Source organism: Massilia sp. DWR3-1-1, assembly GCF_049898325.1.
Classification (GTDB): Bacteria; Pseudomonadota; Gammaproteobacteria; order Burkholderiales; family Burkholderiaceae_D; genus JAFCUW01.
Map to the genome: position 1 here is coordinate 19,561 of NZ_JAFCXL010000023.1, position 24,168 is coordinate 43,728.

Annotated in this window: 19 protein-coding genes; 10 read left to right on the forward strand and 9 right to left on the reverse strand. The window is 64.0% G+C overall.

Annotated features, from left to right (window positions below; genetic code table 11):
* Positions 1-54 precede the first annotated feature (54 nt).
* The 3 genes from ACP7EY_RS20265 to ACP7EY_RS20275 form a co-directional block, all read right to left on the reverse strand.
* A complete protein-coding gene (locus ACP7EY_RS20265; RefSeq protein ID WP_426196818.1) occupies positions 55-1,299 on the reverse strand; it encodes an MFS transporter in 1,245 nt (414 codons plus the stop codon).
* 236 nt (positions 1,300-1,535) lie between these two features.
* A complete protein-coding gene (locus ACP7EY_RS20270) occupies positions 1,536-1,646 on the reverse strand; it encodes a PEP-CTERM sorting domain-containing protein (RefSeq protein ID WP_426196921.1) in 111 nt (36 codons plus the stop codon).
* Entirely contained in the window at positions 1,647-3,305 is a 1,659-nt protein-coding gene (locus ACP7EY_RS20275) for a methyl-accepting chemotaxis protein (RefSeq protein WP_426196820.1), read from the reverse strand. It lies immediately after the preceding gene.
* A 367-nt stretch (positions 3,306-3,672) separates the two neighbouring features.
* Between ACP7EY_RS20275 and katG the strand changes: the two genes are divergently transcribed.
* Together katG and ilvD are read left to right on the forward strand one after the other, a co-directional pair.
* Positions 3,673-5,919 (forward strand): catalase/peroxidase HPI, encoded by a 2,247-nt coding sequence (katG, locus tag ACP7EY_RS20280; RefSeq protein ID WP_426196822.1) that lies wholly within the window; start codon positions 3,673-3,675, stop codon positions 5,917-5,919.
* A gap of 158 nt (positions 5,920-6,077) precedes the next feature.
* Complete coding sequence (gene ilvD / locus ACP7EY_RS20285) at positions 6,078-7,940, forward strand: dihydroxy-acid dehydratase (RefSeq protein WP_426196824.1); 1,863 nt, start codon at positions 6,078-6,080, stop codon at positions 7,938-7,940.
* A 24-nt stretch (positions 7,941-7,964) separates the two neighbouring features.
* On the opposite strand, the gene ACP7EY_RS20290 is transcribed toward ilvD, so the two are convergent.
* Positions 7,965-8,846 (reverse strand): hypothetical protein, encoded by an 882-nt coding sequence (locus ACP7EY_RS20290; protein ID WP_426196826.1) that lies wholly within the window; start codon positions 8,844-8,846, stop codon positions 7,965-7,967.
* Positions 8,847-9,058: 212 nt separating this feature from the next.
* Positions 9,059-9,217, reverse strand: a complete 159-nt coding sequence (locus ACP7EY_RS20295; protein ID WP_426196828.1) for a hypothetical protein — start codon at positions 9,215-9,217, stop codon at positions 9,059-9,061.
* 673 nt (positions 9,218-9,890) lie between these two features.
* On the opposite strand from ACP7EY_RS20295, the gene ACP7EY_RS20300 reads away from it, so the two are divergent.
* From ACP7EY_RS20300 to ggt, 5 genes are all read left to right on the forward strand, one after another.
* Entirely contained in the window at positions 9,891-11,936 is a 2,046-nt protein-coding gene (locus tag ACP7EY_RS20300) for a hypothetical protein (protein WP_426196829.1), read from the forward strand.
* Positions 11,937-11,989: 53 nt separating this feature from the next.
* Positions 11,990-13,024, forward strand: a complete 1,035-nt coding sequence (locus tag ACP7EY_RS20305; protein WP_426196831.1) for a sulfurtransferase — start codon at positions 11,990-11,992, stop codon at positions 13,022-13,024.
* Between the two features lie 112 nt (positions 13,025-13,136).
* Entirely contained in the window at positions 13,137-15,686 is a 2,550-nt protein-coding gene (locus ACP7EY_RS20310) for a hypothetical protein (RefSeq protein ID WP_426196833.1), read from the forward strand.
* 10 nt (positions 15,687-15,696) lie between these two features.
* Positions 15,697-16,176 (forward strand): hypothetical protein, encoded by a 480-nt coding sequence (locus ACP7EY_RS20315; protein ID WP_426196835.1) that lies wholly within the window; start codon positions 15,697-15,699, stop codon positions 16,174-16,176.
* Positions 16,177-16,265: 89 nt separating this feature from the next.
* The gene (gene ggt / locus ACP7EY_RS20320; protein ID WP_426196837.1) at positions 16,266-18,074 is read left to right on the forward strand and encodes a gamma-glutamyltransferase; all 1,809 of its coding nucleotides are present in this window, start codon (positions 16,266-16,268) and stop codon (positions 18,072-18,074) included.
* 2 nt (positions 18,075-18,076) lie between these two features.
* Here the strand turns inward: ggt and ACP7EY_RS20325 are convergent, their stop codons facing one another.
* A complete protein-coding gene (locus ACP7EY_RS20325; RefSeq protein WP_426196839.1) occupies positions 18,077-18,475 on the reverse strand; it encodes a hypothetical protein in 399 nt (132 codons plus the stop codon).
* Positions 18,476-18,814: 339 nt separating this feature from the next.
* On the opposite strand from ACP7EY_RS20325, the gene ACP7EY_RS20330 reads away from it, so the two are divergent.
* Entirely contained in the window at positions 18,815-19,915 is a 1,101-nt protein-coding gene (locus tag ACP7EY_RS20330; RefSeq protein ID WP_426196841.1) for a porin, read from the forward strand.
* Between the two features lie 76 nt (positions 19,916-19,991).
* Positions 19,992-20,408, forward strand: a complete 417-nt coding sequence (locus ACP7EY_RS20335) for a hypothetical protein (RefSeq protein WP_426196843.1) — start codon at positions 19,992-19,994, stop codon at positions 20,406-20,408.
* Between the two features lie 129 nt (positions 20,409-20,537).
* Here ACP7EY_RS20335 and ACP7EY_RS20340 read toward each other — a convergent pair whose 3' ends face one another.
* From ACP7EY_RS20340 to ACP7EY_RS20350, 3 genes are all read right to left on the reverse strand, one after another.
* The gene (locus ACP7EY_RS20340; protein ID WP_426196845.1) at positions 20,538-21,422 is read right to left on the reverse strand and encodes a dienelactone hydrolase family protein; all 885 of its coding nucleotides are present in this window, start codon (positions 21,420-21,422) and stop codon (positions 20,538-20,540) included.
* 427 nt (positions 21,423-21,849) lie between these two features.
* The gene (locus ACP7EY_RS20345) at positions 21,850-22,857 is read right to left on the reverse strand and encodes a sulfate ABC transporter substrate-binding protein (protein WP_426196847.1); all 1,008 of its coding nucleotides are present in this window, start codon (positions 22,855-22,857) and stop codon (positions 21,850-21,852) included.
* A gap of 230 nt (positions 22,858-23,087) precedes the next feature.
* On the reverse strand, positions 23,088-23,300 hold the full coding sequence (locus ACP7EY_RS20350; protein WP_426196848.1) for a hypothetical protein: 213 nt from the start codon (positions 23,298-23,300) through the stop codon (positions 23,088-23,090).
* A gap of 140 nt (positions 23,301-23,440) precedes the next feature.
* Here ACP7EY_RS20350 and ACP7EY_RS20355 point away from each other — a divergent pair, with 140 nt between their 5' ends.
* Positions 23,441-24,148 carry a phosphatase PAP2 family protein gene (locus ACP7EY_RS20355; RefSeq protein WP_426196850.1) on the forward strand — a complete coding sequence of 236 codons (708 nt, stop codon included), beginning with the start codon at positions 23,441-23,443 and terminating at the stop codon, positions 24,146-24,148.
* Positions 24,149-24,168: the final 20 nt, after the last annotated feature.

The window sequence follows — 24,168 nt, forward strand, 5'->3', positions numbered from 1 at the left end:
CGCCATCGGTTGCCAGGCGCGCAAGCAGCGACTCCGACCTACCGGGATAGGTTCTTAGTGCACCCGGCTGTTGTCTGCAGAGTCACTGGCGGGTTTTGTCAGGCGTTCCTGGTCGCGTGGCGCCGCGGCTGCGGCGAACGCGGCGGCAACGAGCAGGATCAGCGCGGACAGGCCAAAGGTGGCCTGGTAGCCGTGGGCGTCGAACAGCAGCCCGCCAAAGGCCGCGCCCGTGGCGATGGCCAGCTGGACCACGGCCACCATCAGGCCGCCGCCCGTCTCGGCGTCGTCGGGCAGGGTGCGCGCCAGCCACGACCACCACAGTACCGGCGCTGACGTTCCCACCAGGCCCCACACGGCCAGCAGCGCGGCCGTGGCCAGGGTGGAACTGCCGAAGGCGATCAGGGCAAGGCCGAGCGCTGCCATCACCAGCGGGATGGCGACGAGCGCGCGCACCAGGTGGTGCTTGACGAGCGCGCCGATCAGCACCGTGCCGATGAAACCGGCGACACCGATGAGCAGCAGCATCAGCGCAGTGGTGGCCGCGCTGGCATGGGTGACCGTGTCGAGGAAGGGCCGCAAATACGTCAACAGGGCGAACTCGCCCATGAAAAACAGGCTGACCGCCACCATCCCCAGCGCCACAGGCCCGCTCTTGAGCAGGGTGAGCATGCTGCGCCTGCTGCGCAGCGCGCTCGCCGGCATCGACGGCAGGCTCAGCATGCTCCACGCCAGCGCGACCAGCGCCACCGGCACCAGGCAGAAGAAGGCGCCGCGCCAGCCGACGAGCGCGCCCAGCAGGCTGCCCAGGGGCGCCGCCACCACCGTGGCCAGCGCGTTGCCGCCATTGACGATGGCCAGCGCCTTCGGCACCTGCGCGGCCGGCACCAGGCGCATGGCGGTGGCGGCCGACATTGACCAGAAGCCGCCGATGGCCACGCCGAGGAAGGCGCGGCCGACCATGAAGGTGGCGTAATCGGGCGCGAACGCAGCCACGCTGCCGGAGACGATCATCAGCATGGTCAGCGCCAGCAGCAGGCGCTTGCGGTCGATGCCGCCGGCCAGTGCCGACAGCGCCAGGCTGGCGATCAGGGCGAAGGCGCCGGAGACGGCGATGGACTGGCCCGCTTGCCCTTCGCTCACGCGCAGGTCGGCGGCGATCGCCGTGAGCAGGCTGACGGGCATGAACTCGGCCGCAACCAGGGCGAAAGCGCCCAGCGACAGGGCGAACACGCCGCCCCAGGCGGGCGCTGGCGGGCGCTGGTCGGTGGCGGTGGCGGTGGGGGAGTGCGTCGCTTGCATAGATGATGGCGGCAGAAAACAGGGGCGGTTTGATCGGCGCGGCGAAAGTGTCTACGACGGCGTGCTTGATGTCAATAAAGCCTGGACCACCGCTATCATAAGCGGACCCGGGCTCAGGCAAACGTTTGCATCGGCGCCATGCCAGCTTCCATCTCCGGTTTGATCCGGCGCAAACCACCCGTACTTAGCTAATCAGATAGGCACTTAAGTGGGGCGACGCGCTTGCCGGCCCGGGCTCAGCCCTGGCGGCGACGCCGGCCGGCCAGGCCGGCGGCGCCGATGGCCAGCAGGGTCAGGCTGGTCGGTTCGGGAACCGCGTTCAGGCTGACGTTGTCGATGAAGGTGATCTAAAACTGTTCCCACTCGTCGCTTGCCGCCGCCTTCGCCAGGCGCGCCGGCGCTTTGGGCGCCGCCACGGCCGGGCGCGTGCGGGCCGCTGGCGCCGCCGTCGCCATTGAGCGGTCCAGCTTGAATACGCTCACCACCTGGGCCAGCTTGGCGGCCTGCTCCTGCATCGCCGCCGCCGCCGCCGCCGATTGCTCGACCAGGGCGGCGTTCTGCTGGGTCGCCTGGTCCATCTGGCCGATGGCCTGGTTGACCTGGGCGATACCGCCCGACTGTTCCTGGCTGGCGCTGGTGATCTCGCCCATGATGTCGGTCACGCGGCCGATGCTGGTGACGACCTGCTCCATCGTGGCGCCGGCCCGGTCGACCAGCAGGGTACCCGCTTCGACCTGCTCGGTCGAAGCGCCGATGAGCTCCTTGATTTCCTTCGCCGCCGCCGCCGAGCGCTGGGCCAGCGTGCGTACTTCGGAGGCGACGACGGCGAAGCCGCGCCCCTGTTCTCCGGCCCGGGCCGCTTCCACCGCCGCGTTCAGGGCCAGGATATTGGTCTGGAAGGCGATGCCGTCGATGACGGCAATGATGTCGACGATCTTGCGCGAGGCTTCGCTGATGGCGCCCATGGTGTCGATCACCTGGCTGACCACGGCGCCGCCCTGCACGGCGACGTCGGCGGCGGCGATCGACAGCACATTGGCCTGGCGCGCATTGTCGGCATTGTGGCGCACGGTGGTGGTCAGTTCTTCCATCGAGGCCGCAGTTTCTTCCAGCGCGCTGGCCTGCTGCTCGGTGCGATCGGACAGGTCGAGGTTGCCGGCGCTGATTTCCTGCGAGGCCAGCGCGATCGTGTCGGTGCCGCCGCGCACTTCGCTGACGATCGAGGTCAGGCTGTCGTTCATGTGGCGCAGGGCGCGCAGCAAGGCCCCCGTTTCGTCCTTGCCGGCCGTGTCGATGTGCTGCGACAGGTCGCCGGCGGCGACCGTTTCTGCCACGCCAACGGCGGCGCGGATGGGGCGCACGATGCCGACGGCGAGGCGCCAGCAAAAGCCGGCACCGACCAGCACGGCGCCCAGTGTCAGCAGGGTGATCAGGCGGGTGCTGTCGTTCGAGGCCGTGGCGATGGCGGCGGCGGCGGCGTCGATATTGCGGTGTTGCATGCCAACGAGTTCGCGGATCGACTCCTGGTAGGCATTCGAGATCGGTATGAATTCCTTGTCGAGGACGCGGTCCGCTTCCACCGCGTCGCCGTCGGCCTTGGCCTTGACGGCGGCGTCGCGCAGGCGCGAATACGCCTTGCGTTGGCCCATGATCTGATCAAACAACTGCTTTTCCGGCCCCGCCACGATGAGCGGCTCGATCTTGGCCAGCAGCTCGGCCGATTCGCGCGTGGTCAGCGCCGCGTCGTCCTTGAAGAAGGCGCCCAGCGAGGCATCGCTGCTCTTGACGATCGCGGCGGTGCGGCGCACGGCGCCATAGACACGGGTGTACCACTGCACGATCAGGCGTTCCTTGGCCAGCGACTCGCTCATCACCACGTGCGTGTCGTGCGAAATTTGCTGCAGGCGCCAGACGCCCGTGCCGGCAATCACGACGGTGAGCGCCAGTACCAGCGCGAATCCGATGGCAAGACGCTTGCCGATGTTGAGGTTGGCGAAAAAGCCCATGAAAAGTGCTCCTGAGTAGATGTGATGCAAAGACCGCGAGAAGCGCCATTTTACATTCCTGACGGAAACAAATTGTTACTATCGGTAATAATCGGCCGTATAGTTGTTAGTACGCCACACCAATTTGGTGCATAAAGCTGTCAGAAATGTCATGGATTTGTGTGCTGTCCAGGCTGCGCGCGCAAGCGGGCCTGATGCCATGCACGACGTTGCTGCTACCTTGCAACGTCGACATCGGCTCGCTTTTTCTTTGAAAATTACGCTATCGCACCGATACGCATTACCAATCCACGGCAAGCGCCAAACCTCCTATACTTTGTAGACGTACTCCCATCACCACGTTTTTTTGCACAGACAGGATTTACCCATGAGTACCGAATCAAGCGCAGCAAAATGTCCATTCAGTGCCGCAGCCGGCGTTGGCACGAGCAACCGCGACTGGTGGCCCCAGCAATTGCGCCTGGACCTGCTGCATCAGCACTCGTCCAAGTCCGACCCGATGGGCGCGCACTTCAATTATGCCGAGGCCTTCAACAGCCTCGATCTGCCCGCGCTCAAGCGTGACCTGACCGCCCTGATGACGGACTCGCAGGACTGGTGGCCGGCCGACTTCGGCCATTACGGCGGCCTGTTCGTGCGCATGGCCTGGCACAGCGCCGGCACCTACCGCATCGGCGACGGCCGCGGCGGCGCCGGCCGCGGCCAGCAGCGCTTTGCACCACTGAACAGCTGGCCCGACAACGTCAACCTGGACAAGGCGCGCCGCCTGCTGTGGCCGATCAAGCAAAAATACGGCGAGAAAATTTCCTGGGCCGACCTGTTCATCTTGACGGGCAACGTGGCGCTCGAGAGCATGGGCTTTAAAACCTTTGGCTTCGGCGGCGGCCGCCAGGATGTGTGGGAGCCGGACCAGGATGTGTACTGGGGCCGGGAAGACAAATGGCTGGCCGGCGACGTGCGCTATGCCACCGGCTCGCCCGGCGTGGACGCGCCCCACGGCGTGCTGGTCAAGGACGACGACAGCGAAGCGCCGCACAGCCGCGACCTGGAAAATCCCCTGGCCGCCGTGCAGATGGGCCTCATTTATGTCAATCCCGAAGGCCCGGACGGCAAGCCCGACCCGCTCGCCTCGGCCATCGACATCCGTGAAACCTTTGCCCGCATGGCCATGGACGACGAAGAAACGGTCGCCCTGATCGCCGGCGGCCACACCTTCGGCAAGACGCACGGCGCCGGCAGCGCCGATCACGTGGGCGCCGAGCCCGAAGCGGGCGAGCTGGCGGCGCAGGGCTTTGGCTGGCACAGCAGTTTCGGCAGCGGCAAGGGCGGCGACACCATCTCCAGCGGCCTGGAAGTGACCTGGACCAGCACGCCCACGCAGTGGAGTAACAATTATTTCGAGAACCTGTTTGGCTTCGAGTGGGAACTGACGACCAGCCCGGCCGGCGCCCACCAGTGGGTCGCCAAGGGCGGCGATGGCCTTATTCCCGATGCGCACGACGCCAGCAAGCGGCACCGTCCGACCATGCTCACGACCGATATCGCGCTGCGCGTGGACCCTGCCTATGCCGTCATTGCGCGGCGCTTTTTCGACAACCCCGACCAGTTTGCCGACGCCTTCGCGCGCGCCTGGTTCAAGCTGACCCACCGCGACATGGGTCCGCGTGCTCGTTACCTGGGGCCGGAAGTGCCGGCCGAAGTGCTGATCTGGCAAGACCCGGTGCCCGCCGTCGATCATCCCCTGATCGAGGCGGACGACATCGCCGCGCTCAAGCAGCTGGTGCTGGCGTCCGGCCTGACGGTGGCGCAACTGGTGTCGACCGCCTGGGCGTCGGCCTCGACCTTCCGCGGCTCCGACAAGCGCGGTGGTGCCAATGGAGCGCGGGTGCGCCTGGCGCCGCAAAAGGACTGGGACGTCAATATGCCGGCACAGCTGGCGCAGGTGCTGGCGACCCTCGACGGCATCGGCGCGCAGTTCAATGACGCGCAGTCGGGCGGCAAGCGGGTGTCGCTGGCCGACCTGATCGTGCTGGCCGGCGCCGCCGCCGTCGAGCAGGCGGCCATCAGCGCCGGCCACCCGATCGAGGTGCCGTTCACGCCCGGACGCACCGACGCCAGCCAGGAGCAGACGGACGTGCACGCGTTCGTTCCGCTCGAGCCCATCGCCGACGGCTTTCGCAACTACCAGAAAAGCCGCTACAGCGTCTCGGCCGAGGCCCTGCTGGTCGACCGTGCGCAACTGCTCACGCTGACGGCACCAGAGATGACGGTGCTCGTTGGTGGCCTGCGGGTGCTGGGCGCGAACGTCGGCCAGTCGCAGGAGGGCGTGTTCACGGCGCGCCCTGGCACCCTGAGCAACGACTTCTTTGTCGAGCTGCTCGACATGAACACCGCGTGGACGGCGCAGTCGTCCGCCGGTGAGCACTTCGTGGGGCGCTCGCGCAAGACGGGCGAGGCGAAGTGGACGGCCTCGCGTGTCGACCTGGTGTTCGGCTCGCACGCGCAGCTGCGCGCGATCGCCGAGGTGTATGCCAGCGCCAATGCGGCGCCGATGTTCGTGCGCGACTTCGTGGCGGCGTGGACCAAGGTGATGAACCTCGACCATTTCGCCTGAGGCGGGGCGGGCGGCCTGGCCGCCTGATATCGATGGCAGCTGTTACGGCTGCCATTGATACGCTGCGCCACTTACAGCAGCGTTCAGGCAGTATTGGACTTTTTCCCCGCAAGCGGGCACGCTGGAGGCTTCATCACGCCATCAGCCAGAGGTCTCTCATGCCCGTTTATCGCTCCCATACCACCACCCAGGGCCGCAACATGGCCGGCGCGCGCGCCCTGTGGCGCGCCACCGGCATGAAAGACGGCGACTTCGACAAGCCCATCGTCGCCGTCGTCAACTCGTTCACCCAGTTCGTGCCCGGCCACGTGCACCTGAAAGACCTGGGCCAGCTGGTGGCGCGCGAGATCGAAGCGGCCGGCGGCGTGGCCAAGGAATTCAATACCATCGCCGTCGACGACGGCATCGCCATGGGCCACGGCGGCATGCTCTATTCGCTGCCCTCGCGCGACCTGATCGCCGACTCCGTCGAATACATGGTCAACGCCCACTGCGCCGACGCCATGGTGTGCATCTCCAATTGCGACAAGATCACCCCCGGCATGCTGATGGCCGCCATGCGCCTGAATATTCCCGTGGTGTTCGTCTCGGGCGGGCCGATGGAGGCGGGCAAGGTGGTCAAGGTGGTCAACGGCGGCCAGAAAATCATCAAGCTCGACCTGATCGACGCCATGATCAAGGCGGGCGACAGCAGTGTCTCGGACGCCGACGTGGCCGAAATCGAGCGGGCCGCCTGTCCCACCTGTGGCTCGTGCTCGGGCATGTTCACGGCCAATTCCATGAACTGCCTGACCGAGGCGCTGGGCCTGGCCCTGCCGGGCAACGGCACCATCGTCGCCACCCACAGCGACCGCAAGGAACTGTTTCTGAAGGCGGGCCGCCTGATCGTCGAACTGGCCAAGCGCCACTATGAGCAGGACGATTACTCGGTGCTGCCGCGCTCGATTGCCACCAAGGCGGCGTTCGAAAACGCCATGGTGCTCGACGTCTCGATGGGCGGCTCGACCAACACCGTGCTGCACCTGCTGGCCGCCGCCCACGAGGCGCAGGTGGCGTTCACCATGGCCGACATCGACCGCATTTCGCGCAAGGTGCCGTGCCTGTGCAAGGTGGCGCCGATGACGGACAAATACCACATCGAAGACGTCCACCGCGCCGGCGGCATCGTCGCCATCCTGGGCGAACTGGCGCGCGCGGGACTGCTCGACACTTCGCTGCCGACCATCCACAGCCCGTCGCTGGGCGCGGCGATCGAGCACTACGACATCACCCGCAGCGACGACCCCGCGGTGCACCAGTTGTTTCGCGCCGCCCCCGGCGGCGTGCCCACCCAGGTGGCGTTTTCGCAAGGCGAGCGCTACCTGGCAAACGATCTCGATCGCAGCAACGGCTGCATCCGCGACCGTGCCCATGCCTACTCGCAGGACGGCGGCCTGGCCGTTTTATATGGCAACATCGCCGAGAAGGGCTGCATCGTCAAGACGGCCGGCGTCGACGACAGCATCCTCAAGTTTTCCGGCAAGGCGCGCGTGTTTGAAAGCCAGGACGATGCCGTCGAAGCGATCCTGGGCGACCTGGTCGTCGCCGGCGACGTCGTCATCATCCGCTACGAAGGCCCGAAAGGGGGGCCCGGCATGCAGGAAATGCTGTACCCGACGTCCTACATCAAGTCGAAGGGCCTGGGCAAGGCATGTGCGCTGTTTACCGATGGGCGTTTCTCGGGCGGCTCGTCCGGCCTGGTGATCGGCCACGCCTCGCCGGAAGCGGCAGAGGGCGGCGCCATCGGCCTGGTGGAGGAGGGCGACATGGTCGACATCGACATCCCCGCGCGCACCATCAATCTGCGGGTGTTGGCCGAACAGCTGGCGCACCGCCGCGCCGCCATGGACGCGCGCGGCCCCGACGCCTGGCAGCCGCTGGGACGCGAACGCTATGTGTCGCAGGCGCTGCAGGCGTATGCGGCGCTGACCACGTCGGCCGACCGGGGCGCGGTGCGCGACCTGGCGCAGCTGCGCCGCTGATACGTACAGCGGCGCGCGGGCCGCTTATTTTGCCGGGTCGTTCAGGTCGTTCAGTTCCACGCTGCGACCGTCTTCACTGAGCACGCCGCCGGCCAGCACGACGGTCGAGGTGCCGCCCGGCTTGGGCGTGACCACGGTGATGGCGTCGCCCCGCTGGGCAAATTCCGCCTGGGCCGCGCAACTGCCAAAGTGCGGCGTCGCCCTGACCTGGCCCGCCTCGGCCAGCAGGAAGAAGAAGCGCGTTTCGCAGCTGGTGCCGCGCCCGCCGCTGCTGGCCATCAGGATCGCTTCGCGACCCTGCGACAGGGTGAACGCGCGCAGCGGGAACTGCCAGTTCGCATCATCGCCCTTGAACAGGGCTTTGCCGTCGAGCGTGACGAAGCGCTGCGCGGGCCGCGCCGTGTTGCGCGCCAGCGTGCCGGCCACGGTATCGATCGTGGCGGGCAGGTCGGTGGCATTGCTGTCGATCGTGCCGTCCGGCCGGAACGCCTGCAGCGCTGGCTCGCCCGCCTGCGCGTGCTGACGCGCTTTGACGGTATAGGCCTGGTAGGCGGGAATGGCGATCGCGGCGAAAATGCCCAGGCCGGCCATGCCGAAGGTGAGTACCAGCGCCCAGATGGACCAGCGTCGCTGCACCCGGTTGAAATGTTCCAGGCTGTCCCAGCTGGCGTTTTTCCACGCCATTTCGCGCCCCTTGATGCCCAGCCAGATGGCCACGAGCACGCCCACGTAAGGAATCAGGGCCAGCAGGCCGATCCAGGTGCGGTTGCCGATCGCCCAGATCCAGTTGAGCAGGAAGGCGCCCCAGCTCCACCCCTTGACGCCGTCCGGGATGGCGCCCGCGTCGGTGCCGCCACCGGGCAGCATGCGCGACAGGGGCGCTGCGGCGGCGCCGGCGACTGCCATGCCACAGCCGCTACAAACCACATTGGCGTCGTCCTGCTGTAGTGCGCATGAAGTACAAATCATGGTGTCCTCTTGATGGTGAATGTCTGGTATGCCCGATGTCAGGCCGCGCCGTGCATACCAGGGCGAACGCGCCTGCGTTTATAACATGCCAATGTTGCGTTTGCAAAACTGCTTGCAAAACGATCAAGACGCATCGCAGCCCGCCCCGCTCAGTCGCGCCCGCCTGGCGCGGGCGCCTCCGATAACTCAGCTGGTAGCAGCACGCCGCGGTTGACCACGCTGAGTGTCAAGCCTGGAAATGGCGCCACCACGGCATTGGCGTTCTGGCGCAGCGCTGGCTGATCCGTACCGCTACTCTGGCTGGCCATCCTGATCATGCCAACGTTGCATTTGTAAAAATTCCTCAATAAACGATCGATGATCTGACCAGACGCAGCGCGGCAAGAACAAGTCCGTGAGCAGAGTTGCAGGATGGTCCGCGAGTGCGACGCCGAAGGGTCTCAGTCCGATCGACTTGCAAGATCAATGGCGCACCGGCGCCTGGATGTTCCGGGATGGGTTTCGCGATATCCGGGCAAGGTCCACTCCACGCAAGACTCATGGCGAAGTGGACTGATGATCGACTTGTGTTTAATGCACGGCCTTTAACCGAAAATGATGGATCAAGAGCTCTAAAGAAATCGCAGTGATTCACATTGCTAACCCAAGGCTTTCATAGTAGAGTATAGCAATATCAATACGAACAAATTATTAATATCTCAGGTAATTTCTGTGTGTTGATGTTATGTTGACCAAATTTTCTTGCCGTATGCGCGGGCGCTTGTTTGGTGGCAATCCCGTATCAGAAGCACCAAACTACGCCCGGTTGCGCTCGACTGCCTCCTCTGCTTCTCCTCTGTCGACATGGCCACTAACACGGTCAGTCTCATTGCCTTGACACCCTTCTCCGCGATTGCCAGCCACACCATAAAATCCATCGAATTCAAGTTGGTTTTATTGGCGCTGCCATATTGAAAAAATGGCACGAGATTATAAATAATAATGGAAAATAAAATGAAAAAACGATTTTTGGTCGCTGCCCTCGTGACTGGCATTTTTCTTTGGGGTTGTGGCGGCGGAGGTGGTGGTTCAGTGAATAATGGTGGAGCAGTTTCATTGCCTGCTGAAAATTCCTACATACTTGCAGGTCATGCGCAGAAAGGTCCGTTTGCCATAGGATCGCAGATTTCCGTCAATGAACTGAATTCGACCTTAAGTCCGACCGGTAAAACTTTTAATGTTTCTACTTCTGATAACTTGGGAAGTTTTACTGTCCCTTTGAAAGTAAGTACCTCGCAAGTTGAAATCATTGGCAGTGGTTATTATATGGATGAATTGACCGGGCAATTATCCGTTTCGCAGATTTCACTTCGTGCAATTGCCGACCTTGGTGTCAATGCAATGCCGACGGTAAATGTTCTAACATCATTGCAGGTGCCACGCCTCAGAGCGCTTGTGGCGCAAGGAAAGACTTATGCTGAAGCCAATGCGCAATCGCAATCCGAGGTGTTGTCATTTTTTGGAATAGATTCTGGAAGAGTCAATTCTTTTGCAAGCTTCTACTCCATGAATATTGCTGGCAATAAAGATTCGGATGCAGTTCTTATGGCAGCTTCAGTCATTCTTTCACAAATGGCCAGCGACGCAGCCAGGAGTAACGGGACCAATCAGGCGTCTGAACTATCAAATTACATCAATACAATAGCTGCGCAAATTTCGATTAGTGGTGCCGTTACCACGCCATCAATTACAACGGCAAAAGAATTGGCAGCCTCAAAAATTAACTTTGCATTAATCAGGGCCAATCTGGATACGTACTACATTAAAAATGGCGTGACAATCGTTGCCGCGAATTTCGAAGAGTGGATCGATCAAAGTGGTTCAGGCGTACTTCCACAACGACTCGTGCCAGTCACCGGACTCAGTTTTCCGCCGATTACAGAGGCAAGTCCTGGGCAAATTATCACTAGCAGCCAAATCATCGTGGCTGGTTTGGGAGCAGGAGTTGCTGCGCCTGTTATTGTGAGTGCAGGAGCGACGCTTATAAAAAACAACACTGCTGTAGTTGGATTATTTTCTCAGGTTAAAAATGGAGACATTATTGCTTTGCGTGCGACGTCGCCTGGCTATGGGTTAAGCAGCACAACTTCAATCTCAATTGGATCATCCTCAGCAATATGGACTCTGACGAGTCAAAAGCTGAGTGGCATAATTAGTGGCTTAACAGGGGCCGGCCTGGTTCTGCAAAATAATGGGGCCGATAATATTGCGATTTCCAGCGGCGCAACCAGCTTTTCTTTCCCTGCTTCGCTTGCGAGTGGCGCGACCTATAGTGTAAGCATACTTGCGCAACCAAATTCACCAGCTCAGCTTTGCGGAATCAGCAATGGTTCCGGAATGGTTGGATCGGCAACAAGTAAAATTTCGATCAATTGCTATGCTGCCGGACCAGCGAACATCGCTGTGATGGCTGGCGATTTGCAATCGGTCGTACAGCATTCTTTGTTGCCGAAGCCGATCACAGTAATTGTGACAGATTACCTTGGCAAGCCTGTTATTGGTACCCCGGTGTCATTTTCAGCGACGCCAGGGAGTGGCTATATTGCTCCAGTATTTGTAAATACAGACAGCCTTGGAAGGGCCAGTTGGAGTGGGTATATTCATTCAGTTGGGCAGAAAATAGATGCGGCCGTGGCGGGCGTCAGTGCTGTCACCTTCAGTATGAACGTGACGCCTGGCTCTCATTTGTATGATGGCGCTTATAGTTGCGCCACTTCTACCGCAGATTTCACAATAAAGATTGTCAATGGAATATTTGATAGTTCGGCTTCAATTGTATTCAACGTTTATAAAATTTCCGGATCTGTCAATGAAATCGATGGTGCCCTCACTGGATCCTTGTCATCCGTATCCAGATCTGGAACGACTTACCTGACTGGTCAAATGGCCGTTGACGTATTTCAGCATGCCACAGCTTCTGGCAATGCGGACACCCCATACAACACGATGGATCCATTCCGTGGGGCGTGGACCTGCAATAGAAATTAGTGTTTGGCGCATCAGTGCGATTTCATCAGTTGAGGTTACGTTGAGGCCAAATCATGCATCGGCATCCCATCGGCCCGACTAGGGACGCCGCCCGCGCTGGTTTTCGCGCCGATCTGCCGCGCTGGCGCCAGCTCGTCACGCCCGCCTGGCTGGCCAGCCTGATCGCGGGCGCGGCGCCGGCGGCGGCCCCGGCGGGGGAATGGCGCCTGCTCGAAGCGGGCTTCGGTGCGCTGGCGCAGTACCAGGGTGGCCACATTGCCGGCGCCGCGTATGTCGACACCACGCAGATCGAAGGCGGCGTGCTGTGGAACAAGCTCGACGACGCCGTGCTGTTGCAACTGTTGCTGGCGCACGGCATTGCCTGCGATGTCACCGTGGTGCTGTATGGCCGCAACAACCTGGCCGCCGCGCGCCTGGCCCATGTGCTGCTGTACGCGGGGGTGGCGGACGTGCGCCTGCTCGATGGTGGCCTGGCCGGCTGGCGCGGCGCCGGCCTGCCGCTCACGCAGGCTTCGCCAGCGCCGGCGCGCCCGGCGGCGTCGTTCGGCGCGCCGTTTCCCGGCCGGCCCGACTACCTGTTCGACATGGCCCGGGCGCGCGCCATGCTGGCGCAGCCCGACGGCGTGCTGGTGAGCACGCGCACCTGGAACGAGTTCGTCGGCAAGTACTCCGGCTATCCCTACATCGCCGCACGCGGCGACATCGCCGGCGCCCGCTGGGGCCGCGCCGGCGCCGGCGACGACATCAACAGCATGAGCGCGTTCCACGACGACGCCGGCCGCATGCGCCCCGCCGCGCAGATCCGCCGCATGTGGCAGGCGGCCGGCATCGATGCGCAGCAGCACGCGGTGTTTTATTGCGGCACCGGCTGGCGTGCCTCGCTGGCTTTCTTTTATGCCTGGCTGATGGGCTGGGAGCGGATCGCCGTGTTCGACGGCGGCTGGTGCGAGTGGAGCCGCGACGGCGCCAATCCGGTGCGCTGCCGCATCGACGAGGACGCGGCCAGGGCGTCCGCCTGCGCATCGGACCAGCGCTCGCCATTTGACGGCGCGCAAGGAAACTGCATGGTGTCGCCTCCTGTGATCTGACAGGTTTCGGCAAGTTCGGACAGGGGTATTGTCAACAGCCCCGGGCACGTCAGCGTGGCCTGCCCGGCGCCGATCGCCGTTCCCCTGACCTGGAAAGTCCCCGACCATGTGCATGCCCACCTTTCGCCGGATCCTGCTCGTTTGCATGCTTCTGCTGTTGTCCGCCTGTGGCGGTGGCGACAGCGATCCACCGGCGGTCGCACCGGCAATCAGCGTGCAACCGCAGGCCAGCCCGAAGGTGTCGGGGCAGGCGCTGACCCTGACGGTGACGGCCACCGGCAGCACGCCACTGCACTACCAGTGGCAACGCGACGGCGCCGAGATCGCCGGCGCCACCGGCGCCAGCTACACGATCGCCGCCCTCGCCACGGCCGACGACGGCGCCCGCATCAACGTCAAGGTCAGCAATGGCGCCGGCACCGTTACCTCCGACACGGTGACGCTGGCGGTGACGTTCCTGTCCAAGGACGACCTGGTGGCGCCCACGCCGGCGGTGAGCTTTTCGGCCGTGCGCCCCGCCTCGGGCGACACCGTCCAGCTGGTGGTCGAACTGGCCAACGCCAGCGCCATCAGTGTCACGCCCGTGGGCGAGGGCTGCGGTGGCCTGCGCGCCGGCAGCGTGGCCGGCGCCCGCCTGGCCACCAGCGCCGCGGTCGGCGATGTGGGCGTGTGCATCGTCTCGGCCGACATCACCACCGCCAGCGGCACCGCCACCTATACCAACGAATTTACCGTCACGCCGCGCGCGCTGTCCGGGCAAGGCTTGTCGTTCAAAAATGGCGTGTATTTCCCCAGCGGCGCATTTGCCGGCACGCTGGCCAATTCCACCGTGATCAGCCAGGTCGTCATCCCCCAGTCCCTCATCAATGGCGGCACCGGCATCATTTATGTCGACGCGGCCAATCCGGCGCTGAGCACCAAGGCCGTGTTCAAGATCAGCGCGGTGCCCGGTTATTTCGTCGCCAATGGCGTGGTCGAAGGCGGGCGCATCCGCTTCGACCTGGCGGTGGCGCCCAGCTTCCTCAAGGATGGCGCCGCCACCTCGCAGCGCACCGTGTCGGCGCAGCTGGTGGGCGCCGATGGCACGCTGAGCCAGCCGGTGCTGGCCAATGCCACGTTCTTGCGCGTGGGCAGCGGGCCGCTGCAGATTTCGCTGTCGTTCGACCATAGCGACGATGTTGACTTGCACGTCGTCACGCCAGGCAATGAGGAAATTTTTTACGCCAGCCGAAGCGATGCGACGGGGGGGCAGCTTGACCTCGACAGCAATGCCGGCTGTCGTCTCGACCATGTCAACAACGAAAATATCGTCTGGGCCGCCGACGCGCAACCGCGGGCGGGGCGCTACAAGGTGCGCGTCGACCTGTACGAATCGTGTTCGCAGGCCCCCGTCAATTACACGCTCAAGGTGGTCAATTGCGGCGTCGTGTCGACCTATACGGGCAGTTTCGTGCCCGCCAATGCGGACTTCGGCGGCCTGGGCAGCGGCAGGGAGGTGGCCCAGGTCGACTACGCCCCCTGCAGCGGCTTTTCCGTGGCCGGCCGCGCCACCTACGACGATTACCCGGTGGCGCTGACCGGCCCGGCGACGACGGCCACCGAATTGCCGATTCGCCACGCCACGGTGGAAGTACGCCAGCTGGCCGGCGACACCCTGCTCGCGACCACGTCCACCGACGAAAACGGCGACTACAGCGCCCGCTTCAGCATGGCCACGCCGGCAAAATACTATGTGAAAGTAATCGCCAGCCAGGACAATGCCAGCGTGCGCCAGAAAGTGGTGAATGCCGCCGGCGCGCTGTACGCCATCCGCAGCGCCGAACTCGACGCTGCGGTGACGGCGCAGGTGGTGCAGGCGGACTTGCGGGCCCGCCGCGATGCCTCGTTCGCCGAGGCGTTCAATATTTTCGACCTGGGCGTGAACGCCTTCAAGGAAAGCGCTTCGCACGTGACGCTCAGCCTGCCCGTGCTGACGTGGCAGTGGACCCGCGGCGGCGCCACCTGCGGCGGCCTGGCCAGCTGCTACCGGCACAGCGAGGCGAAAATCTTCGTGCTCTCCACGGTGGCCGACGAAGACGCCTACGACGACGCCGTGCTGGCCCACGAGTTCGGTCACTTCTTCATGCAACACCTGTCGGCCGAGCGCCTCACCGGCGGCGAGCACAGCTCGAGTCGCCGCTCGCCGCCCCAGCTGGCCTGGAGCGAGGGCGCCGCCACCTTCTTCGGCCAGCAGGTGCTGCGCAGCCCGCAATATCTTGACAGCAACGCCGTCACCACGTTTGCCCTGAACCTGGAAACCCTGCCTGCCGCCGTGCCAGTGGGCACCGCCGGGGGCGCCCTCGATGGCACTCTGTCGGAGGCGACGGTGGCGGCGATTTTGTGGGATATTGCCGATAATGCGCAAGACAGCGTGGCGCAGGGAGCCACCACGGTCAAAGACGTGATCAGCAACGGCGACGCGGTGTTTGCCACCTTGCTAGGCATGAAAGGCGGCACCGACCGCGCCGCCGCCGGCCCGGAGCTGGTCGATTTCCTCGACATTTACCTGTGCAAGAATTACGCTGTGTGGGAAGCGACGGCCGGCAGCAATTTCCGTGGCCTCATTACCATCATCAATGGTTTCCCCTACACCACCGCAGGCAAACCGGCATGCCAACCCTAGGGGCCGCACCTTGATCAACTACTGGAAGCGACTCCTGCTGGCGGCTTGCCTGGCGCAGGCCGCCATCGCCCATGCCGGCAGCGCCATCCTGGCCGCGCCCGTCAAGGCGCACCTGACGATGCATCCGGCGGTGGCGCCAGTGGGCGCCGCCACCGTGGCGCGCCTGCGCCTGACGCTGCTCGACGATGTGCCCCACCTGGCCATTGCCATCACCGCGCGCGGCTGCCTGGACGAACTGGGCGGGGCCGTTCCCGCCGCGATCGAGCAGGGCAGGAAAGGCGCCGTCGTCACCATCAGCGCGCGTTTCAAGGTGCGCCAGGCGGGGCCGTGCGACGTCATCGCCGAGGTGATCACGGTGGACGATCAGCGCAACCGCTTCGGCTCCGTGTTCGGCGTCACCGTCAATCCGGCGCCGGCCAGTTCAGGCACGCACCGCAAGGGCGTCACCGCCAGCGGCGAGCACACGGTGGAGGCGCCGGCGGCGCGCTAGTGTTGCCGGCGGGGGGGCGAAGCTGTTTGCATATTGCTGCTCGGCAGTTTGCTATGATGGCCATTCCGACCACACCCGAGGAAGCTATCATGGCGAAGTTCTCTCCCACGGCCGCCCCGCGCGCCTTGCCCGTCTCGCGCATGCGGCGCGGTGCCACCGTGCTGCTGACCACGCTCACCCTGTCAATCGTGATCGGCGCGCCAACGGCGCTGGCGAAAACCCCGCTGGCCACCGGCACGGGCGGCGCGGTGGCCACCATCAGCGCGGCGGCGTCGCAGTCGGCCATGACGATCTTGAACGGCGGCGGCAATGCCATCGATGCCGCGGTGGCGGCAGCGGCCACCCTCGGGGTCACCGATCCGTTTAGCTGCGGCATCGGCGGCGGCGGCTTCATGGTCATTTACCTGGCAAAGCAGCAGCGCGTGGTCACCATCGATTCGCGTGAAATGGCGCCGGCCGCATTCACACCGGCCGTGTTCTTGCAGGACGGGAAGCCGATCGATTTCGACAGCGCCGTCGCCAGCGGCGCGGCCGTCGGCGTGCCCGGCACCGTGCGCGGCTGGCACGAGGCATTGAGCCGGTACGGCAGCCGGTCCTTCAGGCAGGTGCTGGCGCCGGCAATCAGGACGGCACGCCAGGGTTTTACCGTGAATGAAACTTTCAATCGTTTGACGACCGAAAATGAAATAAAATTTCGCCAGTTTGCGGGCGCCAGCGCCTTGTACTTGAGCGGCGGCAAGGCCTTGCCGGTCGGCACCGTGATCCGCAATCCCGGCATGGCGCGCGCCTACAGCGAGATCGCCGCGCGCGGCACGGCGGCTTTTTATGGCGGCCCGATGGCGCAGGCCATCGTCGACGCCGTGCAGCGTCCGCCCATGGTGGGTGGGGCCACGGTGCGGGCAGGGCAGATGCGCCTGGCCGACCTGGCCAATTATGAAGCGCGCATTCGCCAACCGGTTCACTCGACCTATCGGGGTTACGACTTGTACGGCATGGCCGAGCCCAGCAGCGGCGGCATGGCGGTGGCCGAGGCGCTCAATATCCTCGAGGGCTACGACCTGAAAGCGATGGCGCGGCCCCAGGTGGAACATTTGTACGTGGAAGCGAGCCGGCTGGCCTTTGCCGACCGCAATGCCTACCTGGGCGACCCCGAATATGTCGAGGCGCCCGTCGCCGGCCTGCTCGATAAAGCTTATGCGGCCCAACGGCGCGCCCTGATCGATGTGAACCAGGCGGCCACGCGCGCCAGCGCCGGCGACCCCTACCTGTTCCAGGACGACCAGAGCGTGCCCTTGCGGCCGGCCGCGGCGCGTCCGCCACGCCAGGAAAGCGCCCACACCACCCACTTCACGGTGTCCGACAAGGACGGCAATATCGTCTCCTACACCTTTACCATCGAGTCATGGGGTGGCAGTGGCATCGTCGTGCCCGGTTACGGTTTTCTGCTGAACAATGAAATGACGGACTTCGATTTCAGCGGTCCTCACCCGAACGTGCCGGAAGCGGGCAAGCGACCGCGCAGCAGCATGGCGCCCACCATTGCCCTGAAAAACGGCAAGCCGGCCTTCACCATCGGCAGTCCCGGCGGCGCCACCATCATCACCACGGTGCTGCAGACCATCGTCAATCACGTCGACCTGGGCATGCCGATGAACGAAGCCATCGACGCGCCCCGCATCAGCGAGCGCAACGGCGCCGCCAGTTCGGTCGAGCCCGGTTTCGCCGCCAGCGCGCAGGGCCAGGCGCTGGCGCGCATGGGCCACCGCTGGGACGCCGAAGCGGAAGAGATCGGCGCCGCCAATGCGCTGGTGTTCCATGCCGACGGCAGCGTGACGGCGGTCAGCGAAAGCCGCCGCCACGGGGGCGGGGCGGCGCTGGTGCAGCGGACCGGGCACTGAGTTCAGTCGAACATTTCCCCGGTGGTGCGGGCGAAGGTGCGGGTGAACAGATTGAATAGTTCGAGTCCCTCGGGCGACTCGAGGTAGGCGTTGGCCCGGGTCGCCAGCACGCCCAGCGATTCGCCGTCCGACAGCGCCGCTTCCCAGCCGTCGGCGCGCATCTGGCCTTCCAGCCAGTCGATGTTGGCCGACATCGCTTCCTTGATGACGTGCTCGAGCAGGCGGGCCACCTTGGCGGTGTCGACGGGGCGGCGCATGCCCAGCGCGGCAATAAAATGCCGCAACTGTGGGTCGTTGTCGTCGCGCGACGTTTCCTTCGCTTGCGTCGTCGTCAGGTGCGAGTGGTCGAGGCTGGCCTCAGTGGCCTCAGTGGCGGCGGGGGCGGTGTAATCGGTGGTCATGGCAGCTCCGTGATGGTTGGTTTCTTAGCATGATGCCACGGTAGGACGCGGTCTGTTCGCTATCTAACCGCCTGTCCCATCGATCTCGCCCGTGTCGACGGTCGTGGTTTTTGCGCGCCGTGTCTGTTGAGCCTTAACAACAAACTTTTCCTGACACCCCTGTATGTATTCGGGGCTGCTATGCTTGATCGCAAGAAGCAGGACAGCGCCGTGTCGGATCCGACCGACAAACAGGCGGGAAAGCTTGAGGCGCTTATGTGGCCCAGGCGACAGAAGTTTCGGCGGCAATTGGCCATGCTGTCCTGGTGCAGGCCCCGTGCCTGGTCTGGAGTGTTGCTCATGAAATTAACTGCCCTGGTGTTCGCCCTGCTTGGCGCAAGCGTTGGCAGTGCAGCGGCACAACATGCAGCGACCGTCTACGGTGTGCTCGATGCGGGCGTCGTCAGCGAACGGGGCTGCGCCAGCAATTGCAGCGTGCGCGTCGACAGCGGCATGGCGTCCGCCTCGCGCGTGGGCGTGCGCGGCAGCGAAGCCATCGACGGCAATCTGGCCGTGGTCTACGGTCTCGAAGCGGGCGTCCAGCTCGACAGCGGCCACGCCGACCAGGGCGGCCGCCTGTTCGGCCGCCAGGCCTATGTCGGCATCCAGGGCGCGGCGGGTACGCTCTCCGTGGGCCGCCAGCAAAACCTCCAGTACAGCGCGGTCACGGAAGTGGGCGACCCGTTCAAGGGCGGCACCGCCGGCAGCGCCACCAACCTGATCGGCACTGCCGGGCGCCGCGAAGACAACAGCATCCATTACACCAGCGGCGCCGTGCACGGCGTCTCGGCGGCCGCCTCGTATGCGCGTGACGAGCCGGCCACGCCAGCGGCCGGCAAGCCGCTGGCGATGGCGGGCAACCGTAGCTGGGGCCTGTCGGTGGGCGTCGCGGCGGGCGCACTGGTGTTGCGGGCAGCGCACCAGAACCGCAGTGTGGCCGGCGTGGCACCGTCCACCCAGATGGGCAACAACAGCCTGGACGCCAAAAATTCCGTGCTGGCGGCGAACATGCGGATGGGCTTCGGCACCGCCTACGCCGCCTACAGCGTCAGCCGGGGCGCCGCCAGCTCGCCCTTGTGGAATCCCGACAATCCCTACAGCGCGGCGATCGCCTCGACGCCGTCGACGGACAGCCGCGACATGCTCGTTGGCCTGGCCGTGCCCTGCGGCGGCGCCACCTTGCTCGCCTCGTTCATCCGCAAGAACGACCGCGATGCGGCCAACCAGGACGCCAGGCAGGTGGCGCTGGGCGCCACCTACGCGTTGTCGCGGCGCACCGATTTCTACGCCGCCTACTCGCGCATCAACAACCGCGCCGGCGCCGCTTACACGGTCGGTAACGCCTCGGCCCCGGGCGGTGGGTCGTCGGCGGTCAATGTCGGCATGCGCCACGCATTTTGAGGCGTGCTGCTTGTGCGCGGGATTTTCCCGAAGTTCGTTAGACTCTGCTCACTATTGATCGTGATCGGGAGTTGACATGAGCGGCATCAGCACACTAGACCCGGATAATTTTCCGGAAATGCCAGACCGCAGTCTGGGCAAGGGCCATGGGACCGAGTCGCTGGGGCCGAGCGACAATTCCGATTCGGGCAGCGACGTCACCGGCGGCCCCGGTTTTGCCGTCGGCATCGACGAAGACCTGTTTCCCGGACTGGAGCGGGGCACCAACGAAGATTATTCCTTCGGCCATGGCAGTGACACCGCCGGCGCCGACATGGGCGACGCCGATCTCGACAGTGATACCGATGCGGGCGGCACGGGCGAACGCGCCGCTGCCGGACGCGACGGCAACGTGCGCGACGGCGCCGACATCGGTACCGATTCGATCGAATCGATCGACGACCTGCCGCTGACGGACGACGATCTGGCGTTCATGAAGACCAAGCCGGACTGATCCGACGACCCGAGAAAAAAGCGCTGTCATCGTTGGCTGAAACGGCGGGACCCACAGCCAACAGTGAATGCGCGAAAAAAAACGGCCACGCAAGCGAACTTGCGCGGCCGTTTTTGATTGGTACAGGGATCAGGCCAGCTTGGCCTTGAAGAAATCCATGGTGCGCTGCCAGGCCAGCTTGGCGGCGGCCGGATCGTAGCGGGGCGTGGTGTCGTTATTAAAGCCGTGCTCGGTGGCCGGATAGACGAAGTATTGATAGTCGACCTTGGCCGCCTTCAGGGCTGCCTCGTAGGCGGGCCAGCCGGCGCGGATGCGTTCGTCTTTTTCGGCATCGTGAATCATCAGGGGCACGCGGATTTTCGGCACTTCGCTCGCCGGTGCTTGCTGACCATAAAAGGCCACGGCAGCGCCGATTTTCGGCGTGACGGTGGGCAGGTAATTGGCGATGCCGCCGCCGTAGCAAAAGCCGACCACGCCCACTTTGCCGCTGGCATTGGGCAAAGTGGCGGCGATGCTGCTCGCTTCGACAAAGTCGGCGCGCGTCTTGGTCTGGTCCAGCTTGGCGAACAGTTCACGTGCCTTGTCTTCGTCGCCGGGGTAGCCGCCCAGCGGAAACAGGGCGTCGGGGGCGAAGGCGATGAAACCGTCGAGGGCGACCCGGCGCGCGATGTCTTCGATGTGGGGATTGAGACCGCGGTTTTCATGCACCACCAGGACCACGGGCAGCTTGCCGGCCGCCTTGGCCGGTTCGACCAGGTAGCCGCGCAGCTTGCCGTAACCGCTCGGCGATGGAAATTCGACGAAGCTGGCCTTGATGCGGGCGTCGTTCGGTGCGACCATTTGCGCCGCGAAACTGGGCGACAGGGCCGTCAGCAGCGATGCCGCGGTGGCGCCACCGACGGCGTAGCGGCCAGCCTGGGCCAGAAATCCACGACGGTCGAGCTGGCCGTGCACGTATTGGTCGAACAGTTTCAGCACTTCCGGATCAAAGTCGCTGGCAGTGAGTCGGGTCATCGGGCAAGTCTCCTGGGGGTGGCATGGTCGGCGCCTGCTATGGGCGTATTGGCAAGATCATACACAGGTTGGCGGCGCCATGCAGCGGGGCTGAACGGCGCGCGCGCGCGCGTCCCGGCGATTGCGGACGGACCCGATCAGACGCTGCGCACCCCGTGCCGGGGCCGGCGGCGGCTCCCCCGCCCATAAAAAAACGCAGCCCGCCGGGGCGGGACTGCGCTAACACCATCGAGGAGAGAGGCGGGGTAAGGATCAGGGCAGGACGACAAAAACAGGACGACAAAAGCGGGACAACAAAAGCGGGACAACAAAAGCGGGACAATAAAAGCGGGACAACGAAATCGGGACAAGCAAAGCGGGACAACAAAAGCAAGGCAAGCAAAGCAGGACAGCCTGCGCAGGACAGCCTGCGCAGGGCCAGGCTCGCTTATTTTTTGCCCGGCTGATAGATCTGGTCAAAAATGCCGCCATCGGCGAAGTGGGCCTTTTGTGCCTTCGGCCAGCCGCCGGCTACTTCCTCAATGTTGAACAGTTTGACTTTCGGGAACTGGGCCGCGTACTTGGTGGCGAATTTTTCCACCACCGGACGGTAATAATGCTTGGCGGCGATTTCCTGGCCTTCGTCGCTGTACAGATATTGCAGGTAGGCCTCGGCCACCTTGCGGGTGCCGCGCTTGTCGACCACCTTGTCGACCACGGAGACGGGCGGCTCGGCCAGGATGCTCACGGACGGGGCGACAATTTCCACCTTGTCCGGGCCCAGTTCCTTGATGGCCAGCAGCGCTTCGTTTTCCCAGGCGATCAGGACGTCGCCGATGCCGCGTTCGACAAACGTGGTGGTGGCGCCCCGTGCGCCGGAGTCGAGCACGGGCACGTTGCGATACAGCTTGCCGATGAAGTCGCGCGCGCTCGCTTCCGAAGCACCCGGTTGACGCAGGGCGTAACCCCAGGCAGCGAGGTGATTCCAGCGGGCGCCGCCCGAGGTTTTCGGGTTGGGCGTGATGACGGAAATGCCCGGTTTGATCAGGTCGTTCCAGTCCTTGATGCCTTTTGGATTGCCCTTGCGAACCAGGAACACGATGGTCGAGGTGTAAGGCGCGCTGTTGTGCGGCAGGCGTTTTTGCCAGGCGGGGATGATGTAGCCGCGCTCGCTGATGGCGTCCACGTCGCTGGCCAGCGCCAGCGTGACCACATCGGCATCGAGGCCGTCGATGACGGAGCGGGCCTGTTTGCCGGAACCGCCGTGCGATTGCTTGACGGTGACGGTATCGCCCGTCTTGGCTTTCCATTGGCGGGCGAAAGCGCTGTTGAAATCCTGGTACAACTCACGGGTCGGATCGTAGGACACGTTGAGCAGGGTGATATCGGCCGCCATCGCTGCCTGTGATACAAGCAAGACCGCGAGGACTGTTTGACTTATTTTTTTGAGCAGCATGGTCGAAATCTTTCGTGACTAGGGAAACGCCAGCGTACGCATAGCTTGCCTGGAAGGGAACGAAGGAAATCAAGTGAAGATATGTGTTTTTTGGTGCCTAGTGAAACAGGCAGCTGGTGCGTGCTGCCATCCGACGGTGATTGACGGGCCGCGCCCGCCGTGCGAAGGTGCGCTGCGCTCGGTGATGCCACCGTCCGCAGTCGCCCGCCGCGCGCTGCAAGAACAGGTGCTTAGTGCGCTTTCGATAAAATCAGCAACCAGCGGCGCAGCAACAGCACTTCCAGATGGCCAGGCTCGACGCCGGTGTCACACTCGATGACAGGATTGACCGCATAGAAGCGCTTGCGGAAGTCGCGGGTCACCAGCACTTCACGGCGGCCGAAGCGCAAGGTGAAGGAACTGGGAGCGTATTGCTTGCCGAAAGCGTTGTTCAAGGTGGTCATGATGGCGTCCTTTTGGAGTGGGGGCTGATGTGTTGTCCAGTGATCCAAGAATAGCATAACCACTGTATAAATCCACAGCTACTGTACAAATACCCAGTTAATTTTGATATTGTCGTTTTTACGCAAAGGTTTCCCCACCAATGTCTTTATGGACACGTTTTCAGCGTTTCACCGCCGCTCGCCTGTCGCCCGAAGGGGTGGCCGGCGCCCACCTGACACTCGGTGTCGTCATGCTCTTTCTCGGTACCCTGGCGTTCGGCCTGATCGCCGACGATGTCGTCTCCGGCGCAGAACTGGTGCGGCTGGACGTCGCCGTGGCCAACTGGTTGCACGTGCGCGCCACCCCGGCCATGACGGCGTTCATGCTGGGGGTGTCGTTCTTTCACGGCGGAATTGCCGGCGCCCTGTTGGCGCTGTCCTTGCTTGTGGTGTTCTATGTGCGCAAGCTGCGCTGGTGGCTACTTGCCGGAATGATCATCCTGCCGGGCGGCACCTTGCTCAATGTGCTGATAAAGTATAGTTTTCAGCGCGCGCGGCCCACCTTCGACGCACCGTTGCTGACCCTGACCACCTACAGTTTTCCCAGTGGTCACACGGCCTTTGCCGCCATGTTTTATGGCTTGCTGGCCTGCGTGCTGGTGGCGCACCTGCGCGGTGCCGCCGCGCGCGCCGCGGTGGTGCTCGCGGCAGGCGCAATGGTGGCGCTGGTGGGCTTGAGCCGCATGTACCTGGGCGTGCATTACCTGTCCGATGTGCTGGCGGCGACCGCCGAAGGCTGTATCTGGCTGGCCATCTGCATCACCACCGTGTCGACCTTGCGCCGACGCCGCCTGGGCCGGCCGGACTGATCCGGCCCGCCCCCCAATGA